The organism is Methylomonas stagni (assembly GCF_050154735.1).
Lineage (GTDB): Bacteria > Pseudomonadota > Gammaproteobacteria > Methylococcales > Methylomonadaceae > Methylomonas > Methylomonas koyamae_A.
The window spans coordinates 2371064-2385200 of sequence record NZ_CP189557.1 but is presented as its reverse complement, the minus strand read 5'-3'; the positions used below and the strand labels follow the sequence as shown (position 1 = coordinate 2385200).

The 14137-nt window shown below is 56.0% G+C and carries 12 protein-coding genes; 4 read left to right on the top strand and 8 right to left on the bottom strand.

Annotation, left to right across the window (positions count from 1 at the left end; all coding sequences use genetic code 11):
* Window positions 1-18 precede the first annotated feature (18 nt).
* The 3 genes from ACP4CD_RS11145 to ACP4CD_RS11135 form a co-directional block, all read right to left on the bottom strand.
* A complete protein-coding gene (locus ACP4CD_RS11145) occupies window positions 19-597 on the bottom strand; it encodes a DUF502 domain-containing protein (RefSeq protein ID WP_064030992.1) in 579 nt (192 codons plus the stop codon).
* Window positions 598-685: 88 nt separating this feature from the next.
* The gene (cydB, locus tag ACP4CD_RS11140) at window positions 686-1759 is read right to left on the bottom strand and encodes a cytochrome d ubiquinol oxidase subunit II (protein ID WP_426994590.1); all 1074 of its coding nucleotides are present in this window, start codon (window positions 1757-1759) and stop codon (window positions 686-688) included.
* Window positions 1749-3140 (bottom strand): cytochrome ubiquinol oxidase subunit I, encoded by a 1392-nt coding sequence (locus ACP4CD_RS11135; protein ID WP_426994589.1) that lies wholly within the window; start codon window positions 3138-3140, stop codon window positions 1749-1751. The genes cydB and ACP4CD_RS11135 overlap by 11 nt, the downstream gene beginning before the upstream one ends.
* Here ACP4CD_RS11135 and ACP4CD_RS11130 point away from each other — a divergent pair.
* The gene (locus ACP4CD_RS11130) at window positions 3067-5454 is read left to right on the top strand and encodes a sensor domain-containing diguanylate cyclase (RefSeq protein ID WP_426994588.1); all 2388 of its coding nucleotides are present in this window, start codon (window positions 3067-3069) and stop codon (window positions 5452-5454) included. The genes ACP4CD_RS11135 and ACP4CD_RS11130 overlap by 74 nt on opposite strands.
* Here the strand turns inward: ACP4CD_RS11130 and phoR are convergent.
* From phoR to clpB, 4 genes are all read right to left on the bottom strand, one after another.
* Window positions 5451-6725 (bottom strand): phosphate regulon sensor histidine kinase PhoR, encoded by a 1275-nt coding sequence (gene phoR, locus ACP4CD_RS11125; RefSeq protein WP_064030988.1) that lies wholly within the window; start codon window positions 6723-6725, stop codon window positions 5451-5453. The two genes, ACP4CD_RS11130 and phoR, sit on opposite strands and share 4 nt — an antisense overlap.
* 6 nt (window positions 6726-6731) lie before the next feature.
* On the bottom strand, window positions 6732-7424 hold the full coding sequence (phoB, locus tag ACP4CD_RS11120; RefSeq protein ID WP_064030987.1) for a phosphate regulon transcriptional regulator PhoB: 693 nt from the start codon (window positions 7422-7424) through the stop codon (window positions 6732-6734).
* Window positions 7425-7560: 136 nt separating this feature from the next.
* Window positions 7561-8613, bottom strand: coding sequence for a glyceraldehyde 3-phosphate dehydrogenase NAD-binding domain-containing protein (locus tag ACP4CD_RS11115; protein WP_426994587.1), 1053 nt, complete (start codon window positions 8611-8613; stop codon window positions 7561-7563).
* 229 nt (window positions 8614-8842) lie between these two features.
* The gene (gene clpB / locus ACP4CD_RS11110; RefSeq protein WP_281022551.1) at window positions 8843-11416 is read right to left on the bottom strand and encodes an ATP-dependent chaperone ClpB; all 2574 of its coding nucleotides are present in this window, start codon (window positions 11414-11416) and stop codon (window positions 8843-8845) included.
* 252 nt (window positions 11417-11668) lie between these two features.
* Between clpB and ACP4CD_RS11105 the strand changes: the two genes are divergently transcribed.
* The 3 genes from ACP4CD_RS11105 (at window position 11669) to ACP4CD_RS11095 (ending at window position 13288) form a co-directional block, all read left to right on the top strand.
* Entirely contained in the window at window positions 11669-11872 is a 204-nt protein-coding gene (locus ACP4CD_RS11105; protein ID WP_064030983.1) for a cold-shock protein, read from the top strand.
* Between the two features lie 131 nt (window positions 11873-12003).
* Complete coding sequence (locus ACP4CD_RS11100; protein WP_064030982.1) at window positions 12004-12930, top strand: hypothetical protein; 927 nt, start codon at window positions 12004-12006, stop codon at window positions 12928-12930.
* Between the two features lie 103 nt (window positions 12931-13033).
* On the top strand, window positions 13034-13288 hold the full coding sequence (locus ACP4CD_RS11095) for a hypothetical protein (RefSeq protein WP_071157281.1): 255 nt from the start codon (window positions 13034-13036) through the stop codon (window positions 13286-13288).
* On the opposite strand, the gene ACP4CD_RS11090 is transcribed toward ACP4CD_RS11095, so the two are convergent.
* Window positions 13285-14136: a radical SAM protein gene (locus tag ACP4CD_RS11090; protein WP_426994586.1), complete on the bottom strand. Its 852-nt coding sequence runs from the start codon at window positions 14134-14136 to the stop codon at window positions 13285-13287. The genes ACP4CD_RS11095 and ACP4CD_RS11090 overlap by 4 nt on opposite strands.
* Window position 14137 lies beyond the last annotated feature (1 nt).

The following is a 14137-nucleotide window of genomic DNA, read 5'->3' as shown; positions in this document are numbered from 1 at the left end:
ATCGTTGAACGAACCGGTTTAACTCGGCAGCTTTTTAATTTCGGCGACTTTTTCGAAATCGGCGCCGACGCTGATGATGAAGCTGGTGACTTGTTCGATGCTCATCTCCGATTTAATTACTTTCGATTCGTGGACGATGACCGCGAAGCCGGAGGTTGGGTTGGGCGAGGTCGGTACGAACAACACGTAGCGGTCGTCGGTTTTGTTGGTGACATAGGCCGGTACCCAAATGCCTTCCTTCGGGTACTCGACGTAAACCACTTCGCGCGGTTCCTGAAGCTGATGTCCGGCGATCATGTTGACCAGTTTTTTGGTGACCCGATAGATGGTGCTCAGCAGCGGAATCCGCTCGATCAGGTGCTCGAACATCGCGATAATCGAAAATCGGCCCAGGCTGACCCGGTGGCCGACGTAGGTAATGGTCGCGAAACTGGCGGCGAATAGTAGAAAGGTCACCAGATAGTTGTCCGAATAGCCGTAAACGAATTGAAATAAATCGGTCAGCCGGTCTTTGACGAACAGGACGATTTGGACGATGACCATGATCGGAATAAACGCCAGTACGCCGATCAAGGTGTGGTTCAGGACTTTCTTCATATTGCGCCTACCTTTTTGTAGTTATAGTTGTCAGGAAACTAAGGTTTTATCAGGTTTGTTCGAGCGATACAAACTCATCGGGTTCCCGCTAACGCCAGCGGCTGGAAATCGCCATCAACGGAAACAGTATCCCGTCGAACATCAGCAACGCGCGCAGCCCGGTTTCGCTGGCGCTGGCGTCCCAAAGGGTTAGCGAGCTGTTCAAGGACATATTGGACGGGGCCAAAAACGGAAAGAGCGACACGCCCGCCGTCAGTACCAGCATTGCCATCGCCACCGCGGCGGCCAGGGAAGCCCAATAGGCTTTATCACGGCGCGAACAGATCAGCATCGCGATACCGGCGATAAAAACCAGCGAGGGTATCGCGATCAACGAGGGTTCGTGTTCGTAATTGTCCAGCCAAAGGCCGTCGCCGCGTCTGACGAATTTGCTGAGCGGGTTGGACGGTCCGAGCGGTGCGATGTCGGTGGTGACGTGGTAGCCTTCAAGGTGCGTGATCCACAGTCCTGTCAAGGCGAATAGACTCAAAAAGGCTAAGCCCAACGGAAGGGCGAGGGCCTTGGCACGCTCGGAAATTTCCGAGTCGCCGTGCAATTGTAATTGGAGTGCGCCCAAGCTCGTGGCCGCCGCCGACGCGACAGCGCCGACCAACATTGAAAACGGGTTGAACAAACCGCCCAAGTTGCCGAGCAGCGCGATCCGCATATCGCTTTGCAGATGAAACGGAATGCCCTTGATCAGGTTGCCTATCATCACGCCGAGCAGAAAGGTTGGCAGCAACGCCCCGAGAGACAAGCCCCTGTCCCATTTTTCCAACCAATTGGCAGGCAAACCGGCGCGGACATACAAAGCAAACGGCCTAAGCGCGAGTGGAATCAATACAAAGGGTAACAAGGTTTGAAAACTGGAAAACACCGCCGCGTAAACGCTGGGCCAGCCGAAAAACACCAGTGCGATCAACGCCGCCAGCCAAGCCAGATTGCCGGCGGTAACGGCCGCCCATTGCGCGGTTAAGGCTCGTCGTTGCGATTCGTTGGCGTTTAACGTCGGTAGCAAACTGGCCGCGCCGAGCTCGGCCAAGACGGTTAGGCTGACGCCGATCGCAAACAGGCTGAGCAGCGCCCAGGCCGCTAACCGAAGAATCGAATAATCAAGCGTCATGACGATTTTCCTCCGAGATTGCGCCGAGGCCGTCGGAGACGGCTCGTTTGACCAGGATTAGCGCCAGACTCAACAAACCGCCGTACGCCAGCGCGTAAAGGCCTAGGCCGGTCCATAAATCGCTCGGGTTGCCAAGCGATACGCCCAGCCATGTCGGCAGCGCGTCGGCGATGATCCAGGGTTGGCGGCCGTATTCGGCAATAAACCAACCGGCGCCGCTGGCCAACCAAGGTAGCGGCAAGGCGTAAAAGTTGAGTTTTAATATCGCGGGGGAGCCTAGCCAGCCGAACGCGAAGGCGATACCGGCCAGAAAATTGAGAGCCAGCAAGACGCCGCAGCCGACCATGACTCGGTAGCCCCAACGGATGGGCTCGGACGGCGGCACGCTGGCCCGCGCGGTTTGTTGAATCTGCGCTTCGCTGGCGCCGCTGACACCGTCTTTCCAATGTTTTAGCAATAAGGCATGGCCCAGGTCGGCCTGGGTGGCGGCGAAATCGGCGAGTAACTGTGGTTCGCGGTGGTCATCGCGGATCGCTTGGAGCTTTTCGTAGGCGCCGATGCCGTTGAGAGTACGTCGGGCATGCTCGGCGATCAAGTCGTCGGGCGGCAGGCCGTGAATAGCCGCGAATTTACCCGCTTGTAGGCTGTTGGATTGGAAAATGCCGGTATCGCCGAGCGCCATCGTTGCCAGCACGGCGGTCAGGCCCATCACGCCGCCTAATCGGTGGCCCAGCGCCGCCGCCCGGCTCTCGCGGCCTTGCCGCCGCCAAAGCGCGCTAACCGACAATATCAGCCCGGCGGCGCTTGCGTAGCCAGCCAACGCCGCGTGCAGGAATTTTGCAGTCATCACCGGATTTCGAAACAAACTGGCCGGATCGGTCAATTCCAGCCGTAAGGTTTGCGGATTGAAGCCGCTGCCGACTGGGTATTGCATCCAGGCATTTGCCGCCACGAATCCCAGCAGGGCGACATGGCAACCCAGACATGCGGTCCACGCCAGCAGAGCGCGGCGGACGCCGGGCAAGCATTGCTCGCCGAACAGTAAACGGCCGGTCGCCTGAGCCGTGACGAAAAAGCCGGCGCAGGCCGTCAAAAGAGCCAAGCCGATCGTATCGCCGGCATAATGGGCAAAATACGCCCAGTGACTGCCGAATTGGCAGACCAAGATCAATGTGGTTGCCGCAGTCAGTGCCATGCCGATGCCGAACAGTTTGACCCAGAATTCGGCTAGAGCGGCATAACGGGCGTCGCGGACGGATAGCGTTTCCAGCAGGGCGAGCAGCAACGATAGTCCGAGGCTGACCGGCATGAACAGAAAATGCTGGGTTGCCGTCATCGCGAATTGGCCGCGCGATAGCTCGATAACGGTTTCCGAAATCATGTCCACCTCTTTGGCAGGGTCAAAAATGCCGGCAATTATAGAGGCATGGCGAACTTTGGCGGTGGTTTTTGTTTCCGGACTCGGCTCGCAAAAAATCGCCGGGCGCGGGCTGGTGAATGAGGGCGGTTGTTGTACACTTCTGGACAGGTGTCTTTCCGTGTCACGTTATGAAATCACAATCCGGCGTCACTGTATTCTTGAAGGTTATCGGGGTTGCCCTGCTATATGCGGCACTGGCCAAGTTGGTGTTGGCTTTTTTTCCGACGCCAGTGGCGTCACCTTGGTCTGGTTTCCGTCCGGAGTGGGCTTGGTTACAATTATCTTGGGGGGATGGCGCTTCGTTCCGGCCGTTTTTGTCGGTGCGTTGCTGGCGGGGCTGTTGGTAGACGATTCCTTGGCTATTTCCGCCGGCATTGCTGTCGGTAACACGTTGGAGTCCTGGTTGGGTGCCTGGTTTTTATCCGGCCACTCGGGCTTTTCACCAGCGCTGAAACATCCGCGCGACTTCGTCTGGTTGGGCATTGCCGCCCTGTTTAGTGCCGGATTCAGCGCGTTAATCGGGCCGATGATATTGCTGTTCGCCGGTCATGTGGCGCTGGATAGTGCGTTCGACAGTATGCTGCACTGGTGGATGGCCGATGTGTTCGGCATGGCATTGCTAACACCGTTGGTACTGATTTGGAAGGATTGGCCCTTGGATTGGTTTGCGCCCAAGCGCTTGCCTGAAACACTCGCTTTTATCGTGCTTAGCGCGGTATGTGGTCAAACGGTGTTTTTGGCGTGGTGGCCGGATCTGTTCGGCGATTTCGCCAAATCCTACTGGCCTTTTATGTTTGTCATTTGGGCGGCGGCCCGATTCGGCCGCCATGGCGTAACCTTGTTAATCACGATGACCGCAGTGCAATCCTTATGGGGCCTCGAGCACGGCGTTGGGCCGTTTGTCGGCAACGGTGTCCAGGAAGGCTTGCTGAGTATCTGGTTTTATCTACTGATTTTCGCGGCGGTCGGGATCCCGCTCGCGTTAATGCTGTTCGACAAAGAACAGTACACGCGGGCTTTGCGGCAGAGCGAAGCCCGAATGGGATTTGCGTTGGATACCATCGGCGCTGGCGCGTGGGACTTAGATCTAGCTAGCAAGGACGTGCAGCGTACGCCAACCCATGATCGGATATTCGGGTATTCGCAAATGCGTAGGGTCTGGAGTTACCAGATGTTGCTGGATCACGTGTTGCCGGGCCATCGCGAAGCGGTGGACGCGCGTTTTCAACAAGCGATCGGAATGGCCGCCAATTGCGATATCGAATGCGAGATCCGCCGCGCGGATGGCGAAAAGCGTTGGATTCGGATCGCCGGCTGCTACCTGCCAGGTCGCCCCGCCCGGATGGCGGGAATCGTTCAGGATGTGACTGATTCTAAATTGGCCGAGGAAGACCGGCAATTGGCGATGTTGTTCTACCAAGGTTGCAGCGAGGCGATGATGATTACCGACCTCGACGGGCTTATTGTCTCGGTAAATCCGGCTTTCGCAGATGTTACCGGTTATGCGGCCGAGGAAGTCATCGGTAAAAATGCCAGGATTCTCGGTTCGGGGCGCCACGATGCGGCATTTTTTCAAGCAATGTGGGCGGCTATTCAAGCGACCGGGCAATGGCGGGGCGAAATATGGAATCGCCGGAAAAATGGCGAACTCTATGTGGAGCTGTTAACGATTAACACGATATTTGATCGCAACGGCTTGGAACTGCGGCGGATCGGGGTGTTTTTCGATATTACTCACCGCAAGCTGACTGAAGAGCAATTGTGGCAGCAGGCCAATTTCGACCCATTGACCGGTGCTGGGAATCGCCGGATGTTGTATGCCCGCTTGGATCAGGAAGTCAAAAAATCCCAACGTAGCGGTGCGCTATTGGCGTTGATGATCGTCAGTTTCGACGGTTTCAAGGAACTTAACGAAAGCCTGGGCTACGCGAAAGGCGATAGTGTGTTGCAGGAAGTGGCGCAACGTTTGGTGGGCGGCATTCGCGAAACCGATATTGTCGCCCGTTTGGACGGCGCGGAGTTTGCCGTTTTGCTGACCGAGTTGGATAAGCTCGATAGTATTGCCAAATTGGCCGGCCATTTGGCCGAGCTTTTGGCTAAACCTTATGCGGGGGTGGAGGCGACCGGCTTGTTGAATTGCCGTATCGGGATCGCGTTGAGTCCTGTCGATGCCTCGGATGCCGAAGGCTTGCAGCGCTCGGCGATTCACGCGCTACGCCGTTGCGAAGCCGGGCGTTACGCCTTCTTCAATCAATTCGCGCTTAGCGGCACTTAACACAGCCGTTGCTTGGGGAACACGCAACGAAACCGACTCCCTTTACCTAACTGGCTTTCGATTTCCAATTTGGCGTCGTGACGCACCAGCACGTGTTTTACGATGGCCAAACCCAGGCCGGTCCCGGCAATTTTCTGATTGCGTTTGACGTCGGCACGATAAAAGCGCTCGGTAATCCTGGGGATTTCGTGGTTGGCGATACCTTGGCCGAAATCCTCGACTTCCAAATACACACTACCGTCCGGCAAGTTGTCCCAGCGCACATGTACCGGCGAGCGCGGCGGCGAATACTTCAGGGCATTGCCTAGCAGATTGCTAAATGCGCCGCGCAGCTCCAGCGCATCGCCGCGCAGGTTGGCGGTACTCGCGAGGCTCAGCGTGACCCGGCGTTCGTCTTTTTCCAGTAAATCGCTCTCGTGGCAGACTTGGCCGAGCAGATCGGCAATCTGGACGCATTCGGACTTTTTAGCCTTGCTTTCCAAACGGGCAAGCAGTAGCAGATCGTCGATCAGCATTTGCATGCGCTCGGTTTGCGCCGACATATTTTGAAACGAGCGGGTGTAAACGCTCGGACCGTTTTCCATTTCCTGCAGGGTTTCCAGATAGCCGCGTAGTACCGTCAGCGGCGTGCGCAGTTCGTGCGACACATTGGCGACGAAGTCGGTGCGCATCCGCTCGATGGCCTTTAAGTGGGTGATGTCTTGCGCCATCAGCAGACGCAAGCCGTTGCCGTAGGGCACGATACCGATTTGCAGAATCAGGTTTTCGTTGACCGGCGAGGGGATGCTGATTTTCTGTCGGTAATCCTGGTCCTTTAGGTATTGGATAAACAGAGGATGACGGACCAGATTCGGAATCCGATGGCCCGTATCGGACTTTTTCAAGCCCAGAAATTCGTGAGCGACCTTGTTGCTCCATTCGATTTCGCCGTAGCTGCCCAGCACGACAACGGCATCGGGCAACGCGTCGGTGGATTTACGGAACCGGTCCAACATCTTGCCGAGCTTTTTCTTACGGCGTTTCTGACTGCGACGAATTTTATACAAGTGGTAGTAAATGTCGCCCCAAATCCCTTTGAAGTTAGTGCGTTCGCCAACGCCGCCCTGGCTTAGCCAGCGCTCCAGGCGGTTGATGCTGATGGTTTGTTTGGTCAGTAGTAGTAATGTGACGGCCAGTAGCAGTTCGGTCAGATGACCGAAGAACACACTGATCAGCAGCGTGGGGATCAATAGGCCAATGACGATATTCAGTTCGCGTTGCCAGCGCTGCATCTAACGTCAATCCGCCATCGAAAACCGGTAGCCGAAGCCGCGCACGGTTTGGATCAGTTCTTCCCGGCCGTAGGTCGCCAAAATTTTGCGCAATCGGCGGATGTGCACGTCGACGGTGCGCTCTTCGATATAGACGCTTCGGCCCCATACCTGGTCCAGCAAATGCGTGCGGCTGTAGACTTTGTCGGGATTGGTCATGAAAAATTGCATCAGCCTGAATTCGGTGGGACTGACTTCCAAACTGCGGCCGCCGATCATCAAGCGATGTTGTTCGGTGTCCAGGGTTAGATCGCCAACGCTGAGTTGGCCGGATTCCGACAATTTGCCGCTGCGCCGCATCACCGCCTTGATTCGAGCAACTAATTCTTTCGGGGAGAAGGGTTTGGTGACGTAATCGTCCGCGCCTATTTCCAGGCCGCGGATTTTATCTTCTTCTTCGCTACGGGCGGTGAGCAGAATGATGGGGAGTTCCTTGAAGCCCGGTTCGTTTTTCAAGCGCTTGGCCAGCTCGACGCCGCTAATGCCGGGTAGCATCCAGTCCAGCACGATCAAATCCACCCGGTTGTCGGCTAGGGCTTGCATGGCTTGTTCGGCACTGCCGGCGGAAATGACTTGAAATTCGGCTTGTTCCAGCACCATGGCCAGCATTTCCCTGATAGCTTCTTCATCTTCGACAACCAGGATGTTCAAGTTGGGCATATAGGTTCCATAAAAGGCTAGGTAGCAATGACTTAGCTAATCTAGCAGCGATATATTACCTGTTTGTGACAAAAAATATCGACCGGCGCGGTAAGGGGCCTGCCGAGCGCGGCCTTGACGGAGGATGGCGGAGGCTTTAGCTGGGCGGGTTGGCGGCCATCACGCCCAGTACATCCAGAACCCGGCAACAATAGCCGAACTCATTGTCGTGCATCAGGGCCAGACCCAGGTGACGACGGTTGCCGAGGCTTAAATGCTTCATCAGGACGATCGCCGAATAGGGGCTAGCCAGGTAGTCGATGCTGGCTTTTTGGTGCCCCCACGCGCCGTATTCGCAAGAGAGGATTCCAGACAGGCGATTGTTCGAATACTCGCAAAGCAGGCTGGCGACTTCTTCCGGAGTGGAATCCCTGGCCAAGACCGCCGCGATGTCGATCACCGAGACGATGGCGGTTGGTACTCTGTAGGACAGGGCTTCCAGCTTCCCGGCCAACCGAGGCAGCACCAGTTCGGTCGATTTGGCCACGTTGGTGGCGGTGGGAACGATGGATACCGCGCAGGCCCGGCCGAGTTGCGAAGAAGGGTGGTAGCCGTCCAGGACTTTTTGGTCCGACAATTCCGGGTGGATCGTGACGATACGGGCGTAGTCGATGCCGATGTGGCGGTCGAGAATGTCGCAAATCGGCACCATGGCGTTGCCGGTGCAGGTGCTGGCGGAAACGACATGGTGACGCGCCGGATCGTAATCGTCTTGGTTGACTCCGTAAACCAGACTGAGGTCGCAACCCGCCACGTTCCAGGTGCAGAGGATTTTTTTGGCGACGCGCTGATCGAGCAAGGCTCGGAAGTCGCCGATCGCCGCGGTACCGGTGGCGTCGAACAACACGTCCAGGTCAAAGGGCCGCAGCATGCCGAAGCTGTCGTTCTCCGGCGGCCGACGGCGGCGATCGACGCGTTGATAGCGTATCCGCTGCTCGCCCAACAGCAAGTCGGTACCGTCGTGATCCACCGCGAACGGCGGCCGGCCGTAGGTGCTGTCGTGGGCGATCAGGTAAGCGACGTGGTCGATCGGCATCACGTCGCAGATCACGCGAATGTCGAAGCGACCCGCGGGGCCGTTCAGAAAGTTGTTGCGTAGCACACCGCCGCCGATGCGACCTAGTCCGACGATACCGATGCGTAAGCTCATCGTTCCGAACCTCCGGCGTCGTGCGCGAGGAAGAGGGCAAACGTCGGTCGCGCACTACGAGGTGTGATACTTGGATTCATGGCGGTGGCTTGATTGTTATTGTTGATATGCAAGCCAGATTGAAGCTAGAGCAAGCCGTCGATTTAGTCAAGCCGAACGCCGGACGGATAGTCGAAACCCGGTGGGAACGGGCCGGTCGGCGGAAAGCATTCCGGACCGGCCCTTGGCGTTATTTGCCGAAGGTCAGGCCGTCCGCCGCGCGATCGACCTTGACGGTGTCGCCGGGAAGGTAGTGTCCGGACAAAATTTCGTTGGCCAGACGGTTTTCCAATTGGCGTTGAATTGCCCGTTTCAGCGGTCGCGCGCCGTAAACCGGATCGAAGCCGGATTCGCCGAGCAAATCCAGCGCGGTTTCGCTGACCTCCAGCTCGATATCCTTTTCGGCCAAACGGTTCCGTAGCAAGTCGATCTGTATTTTGCAGATCGCGCGAATTTGGCCCTGGCCGAGCGGATGGAACACCACGGCTTCGTCAACCCGGTTGATGAATTCCGGCCGAAAATGCTGGCCGACGATGTCCATTACCGCGTCTTTCATGTCTCCGTAGTTCTCCTCGCCCGCCAACTCTTGGATAATCTGTGAACCCAGGTTAGAGGTCATCACCACCACGGTGTTTTTAAAATCCACCGTGCGGCCCTGGCCATCGGTCAAACGGCCGTCGTCCAGCACTTGCAGCAGCACATTGAACACGTCGGCATGGGCTTTTTCGATTTCGTCGAGCAAGATCACCGAATAAGGCTTGCGGCGCACCGCCTCGGTCAAATAGCCGCCTTCTTCGTAGCCGACGTAGCCCGGCGGGGCGCCTATCAAGCGGGCCACCGAATGTTTCTCCATGAACTCGGACATGTCGATGCGGACCATCGCTTCCTCGGTGTCGAACATGAACTCGGCCAAGGCCTTGCACAATTCGGTCTTGCCGACGCCGGTCGGTCCCAAGAACAAGAAGGAGCCGTTGGGGCGGTTCGGATCGGACAAACCGGCCCGCGAGCGACGGATCGCGTTGCTGACCGCTTTCAGAGCTTCGGTCTGACCGATCACGCGTTTGGCCAATTCGTCTTCCATCCGCAACAGTTTTTCGCGCTCGCCTTCCATCATTTTCGAAACCGGAATGCCGGTCCATTTGGAGACAACCTCGGCGATTTCCTCTTCGGTGACCTTGCTGCGCAACAGCGTGGTCTCCTGCATTTCGGCTTGCGACGCCAGATCCAGTTCCTTTTCCAGTTTGGGAATGTCGCCGTACTGCAGTTCGGACATCCTCGCGTAATCTTGAGCGCGGCGGGCGGCTTCCAACTCCAGTCTGGCGTGTTCCAGTCTTTCCTTGATCGTGGCGGTGCCTTGCAGCGCGGCTTTTTCGGCTTTCCAGATTTCATCCAAATCGGAATATTCCTTTTCCAGTTCGCCGATCTCGTCCTGCAAGGTTTCCAGACGCTTTTTCGAGGCGGCGTCGGTTTCGTTTTTCAAGGCCTCGCGTTCGATTTTGAGCTGGATCAGGCGCCGGTCGAGTTTATCCATCGCTTCCGGTTTGGAATCCATTTCCATCCGAATCCGGCTGGCGGCTTCGTCGATCAAATCGATGGCCTTGTCCGGCAGTTGCCGGTCGGAAATGTAGCGGTGCGACAGCATCGCCGCCGCGACGATGGCCGGGTCGGTGATGTCGACGCTGTGGTGGATTTCGTAGCGTTCCTTCAAACCGCGCAAGATGGCGATCGTGTCTTCAACGTTGGGTTCGTCGACCAAGACTTTTTGGAATCGGCGTTCCAGCGCGGCGTCTTTTTCGATGTATTGGCGGTATTCGTCTAGCGTGGTAGCGCCGACGCAATGCAGTTCGCCGCGCGCTAGGGCCGGCTTGAGCATATTGCCGGCATCCATCGCGCCCTCGGCCTTGCCGGCGCCGACCATGGTGTGCAGTTCGTCGATGAACAGAATCACCTGGCCTTCGAGTTTGGCGATGTCGTTGAGCACCGCTTTCAGGCGTTCCTCGAATTCGCCGCGAAACTTGGCGCCGGCGATCAGCGCGGCCATGTCCAACGACAGCAATTGCTTGCCCTTGATGCCTTCCGGCACTTCGCCGTTGACGATGCGCTGGGCTAGGCCTTCGACGATGGCCGTCTTACCGACGCCGGGTTCGCCGATCAGCACCGGGTTGTTTTTGGTACGGCGTTGTAGAACCTGGATCGTACGGCGGATTTCGTCGTCGCGGCCGATCACTGGATCGAGTTTGCCTTGCTCGGCGCGTTCGGTCAGATTGATCGTGTATTTTTTCAGAGCCTGGCGTTGATCTTCGGCATTGGCGTCGTTAACGGCTTGGCCGCCGCGCAGATTTTCGACGGCTTTTTCGACGGCCGGCGCGGTTACGCCGGCGCGTTTCAGCAAGTTTTGTAGCGCGCCGCCGCCTTCCAGCGCCGCCAACAAGAACAATTCACTGGAGATGTAGGCGTCTTTGCGTTTTTGCGCCAATTTGTCGGTCAGGTTGAGCGTTCGCGACAGTTCGTTGGAAATTTGCACGTCGCCGCCGGCGCCGGAAACGCTGGCGAGCCGGTCGATTTCCTTCAGCAGATCGCCGCGAAACGTATTGACCTGTACGCCAATCTGTTGCAGCAAAGGTTTAATGCTGCCGCCTTCCTGGTCCAGCAAGGCCAGCATGACGTGTAGCGGTTCGATGAACTGATGATCCTTGCCCAAAGCCAAGCTTTGAGCGTCCCCGAGCGCTTGCTGGAATTTGCTGGTGAGTTTGTCCATACGCATGGTAGGTACCTCGATTGTAATGATGTTGCCCCTGACATGGGGCGGTGGACTAGCGATTTCAAGCGGCTATATATTAAAAATTGCTAATATTTTGGATGGCCGGCTGGTGTTTTCGGTCAGTGGTCATGCCGGATAAATCACAGTACAATGGCTGGACTCGATTCGCCGAAACGACGTGGTCCGACTGTTGAAACCCGTGGTCGAGGCGGTTTGTTCGGGTAAATTTTGGTTTTAATTCGTAGGAGTTTTTGTATGGCAACAGGCACTGTAAAGTGGTTCAACAACACCAAAGGGTTTGGGTTTATCGAGCCTTCCGAAGGTAAGGAAGATGTTTTCGTCCACCATTCGGTGATCTTGGGCGAAGGGTTTAAGACTCTGTCCCCTGGGCAATCGGTGGAATTTGAAATTGAATCCGGTCCCAAAGGCCTGACTGCCGCCAACGTTCAGCCGAAATAATTCAGTTTCGGAAGAATCGAAACAGGCTCTTGTTCGCAAGGGCCTTTTTTTTGTCAATCGTTAATAGTCTATTTCAAAATCTCGAGTTTTAACACAGTTATAATAAAGCTTCACTTCTCCCGGAGGACCGCATGGCCCGCGAATTTTCTACGTTAAGGCAGTTGGATATCCCCGTTAAGGTGTTGTTTACCGGTTATTTGACAACGGTCGCGGTGGGTTATCTGGTCGCGCTGATCCAGATTCTGTTTACGCACGGTTTGGCCGACGGCAAGTTCGGCTTGTCGATAGACGACATCGTTTATAGTTACTACGGGAATCGGTCCGGCACGATGCTGGAGACGAAATTGAACGGCTCGATGAAGGACAATGCCTCCGAGAAAGAGCGGTTCGCCATCATCCAATGGGTGCGGGACGGTGCCGACAAGGATGATTTTGTCGATGACGGTATCGATAAAATCATCGAGAGCCGCTGTGTGATGTGTCACAACAAAGAGGCTTCGCTGCCGGACTTTAGCGACTTCAACGTCTTAAAGGAATTGGCCAAGGAAGACGAAGGCGCCACGTTCACGTCGCTGACCAGGGTGTCGCATATCCACTTGTTCGGCATTAGCTTTATCTTTATGTTGGTCGGACTAATCTTTAGCTTTTCCGAGACCAGTACGCTGAAATACAAGTCGATCGCGATCGGCATGCCCTATGTGTTTCTGCTGGTGGATATTTTGTCGTGGTGGTTGACTAAGCTCAATCCGATGTTTGCCTGGCTGGTGATATTTGCCGGTGCCGGCATGGCCATCTCTTTTGGGTTTATGTGGTTGGTTTCGGTGTTGGAAATGTGGGCGTACAACCAAGTGTTTGTCGATAGCCAAGGCGAGCCCAAGCCGCAATGGAGTAGGATTGTCGAAGCCAAATTCAAGCAACTGGGTGGCGACCGCGCGGTGGAACGCGCGATGAGCGGGTTGATTCGGTTGGTCGGTTACGCTTGGCGGCTGTTCAATCAGCACGGCTTGCCGGTTTTACTGGACGTTTACAAAAAACTGTTCGATAGGTCCCGTAGCTGACTTTGTGATCGTCATTGGATAAACCACCGGAAATTCAAGTTTCCGCCTAGCCGGCCGCTATGACTAGCGGTATGATGCAAACTTGATTTGCAGGAGGTACGCCATGATTAGCAATGTACTGAATAGTGCCACCAACCTGATCAGCAACGCTCAGCAGAAAGCGGCCACGGCCGCTCAAACCATCGCTACGTTGCCTGTCCAAAAAGACGAAGTCGGCGGTTCGCAAGATATCGCGCCGACCGAATTGTTTAAACCTATCGTCAGTTTGAAGGAAGCCGAGCTGGAGAATTCCGCAGGCGTCAAATTACTGAAAACCCACGAAAAAATGGTCGGGGCGCTCCTCGACGTCAAGGCCTAAAGGCTGACGCCGACATCGTAGCCCAGCGCTTCGATGTCGGCGGCAAAACGCGTCATTTCACTTAAATCTGCGCCTCTCAACTCACCTGCCTCCGGTTGCAACGACGGTCGGGCCAGACTGTACAACAGTATTTTCGCGATTTTAATGTTTCTGGATTTCAGTGCCGCCAGCAAGGCCAAATACGCGGCTTTTTCGGCGTCTGACCAAGCCTGTCGATAATGCAAAATACAGGTTTGCAATTTGGTTGGGCATAAATCGCTGGCGATTTGCAGATGTTCGATCAGTTTGGCTTGACTCAATTTGGCGTGGTTCAGCAAGTTTCGGCCAGCGCTAGTGGCGCTGTCCAGCTTGAACCAAAGCTCGCCGCCGCAATTCGCCAATTCGGCCAGTCCGGCTTGGACAGGTTTTTGATGTACCAGACTGCCGTTGCTGATCAATACCAAGTTGCCAGTCGGCAATATGTCGCTTTCCAGGCCGATTTCCCCTATTAGGCGGATGGCTCGGTCGAAGGATTTTAGACTGGTTGGCTCGCCGTTACCGGAGATCGCAATGTCCTTGACGACGCGCTGTTCGGCGGCGACATCGTAAGCATCGAAAAAGTCGCCACGTAACACCCACTCCAAAAAGCCCCGCAATTCCCGTTCGAGTACCTCGAAATCCAGGGTGGGCGCGGCCCCGCGTTTCAGGTTGGGGACTTGGCAATACACGCAACGCCAGTTGCATGCGTTATTAGGATTGAAGTTGATGCCTATCGACAACCCTCCCGCCCGCCGAGACATCACCGGATACACGTATTTCAGCCCGGCACTGTCGCGGTCGTGGTTGGTAATAGTCAGCGGTCTAACCATA

What these genes read in the sequence shown, in the direction of transcription:
- ACP4CD_RS11145 (WP_064030992.1), bottom strand. Translation starts at nt 597, where the DNA reads ATGAAGAAAGTCCTGAACCACACCTTGATCGGCGTACTGGCGTTTATT.
- cydB (WP_426994590.1), bottom strand. Translation starts at nt 1,759, where the DNA reads ATGACGCTTGATTATTCGATTCTTCGGTTAGCGGCCTGGGCGCTGCTC.
- ACP4CD_RS11130 (WP_426994588.1), top strand. Translation starts at nt 3,067, where the DNA reads ATGAACAGAAAATGCTGGGTTGCCGTCATCGCGAATTGGCCGCGCGAT.
- ACP4CD_RS11135 (WP_426994589.1), bottom strand. Translation starts at nt 3,140, where the DNA reads ATGATTTCGGAAACCGTTATCGAGCTATCGCGCGGCCAATTCGCGATG.
- phoR (WP_064030988.1), bottom strand. Translation starts at nt 6,725, where the DNA reads ATGCAGCGCTGGCAACGCGAACTGAATATCGTCATTGGCCTATTGATC.
- phoB (WP_064030987.1), bottom strand. Translation starts at nt 7,424, where the DNA reads ATGCCCAACTTGAACATCCTGGTTGTCGAAGATGAAGAAGCTATCAGG.
- ACP4CD_RS11115 (WP_426994587.1), bottom strand. Translation starts at nt 8,613, where the DNA reads ATGAGCTTACGCATCGGTATCGTCGGACTAGGTCGCATCGGCGGCGGT.
- clpB (WP_281022551.1), bottom strand. Translation starts at nt 11,416, where the DNA reads ATGCGTATGGACAAACTCACCAGCAAATTCCAGCAAGCGCTCGGGGAC.
- ACP4CD_RS11105 (WP_064030983.1), top strand. Translation starts at nt 11,669, where the DNA reads ATGGCAACAGGCACTGTAAAGTGGTTCAACAACACCAAAGGGTTTGGG.
- ACP4CD_RS11100 (WP_064030982.1), top strand. Translation starts at nt 12,004, where the DNA reads ATGGCCCGCGAATTTTCTACGTTAAGGCAGTTGGATATCCCCGTTAAG.
- ACP4CD_RS11095 (WP_071157281.1), top strand. Translation starts at nt 13,034, where the DNA reads ATGATTAGCAATGTACTGAATAGTGCCACCAACCTGATCAGCAACGCT.
- ACP4CD_RS11090 (WP_426994586.1), bottom strand. Translation starts at nt 14,136, where the DNA reads ATGGTTAGACCGCTGACTATTACCAACCACGACCGCGACAGTGCCGGG.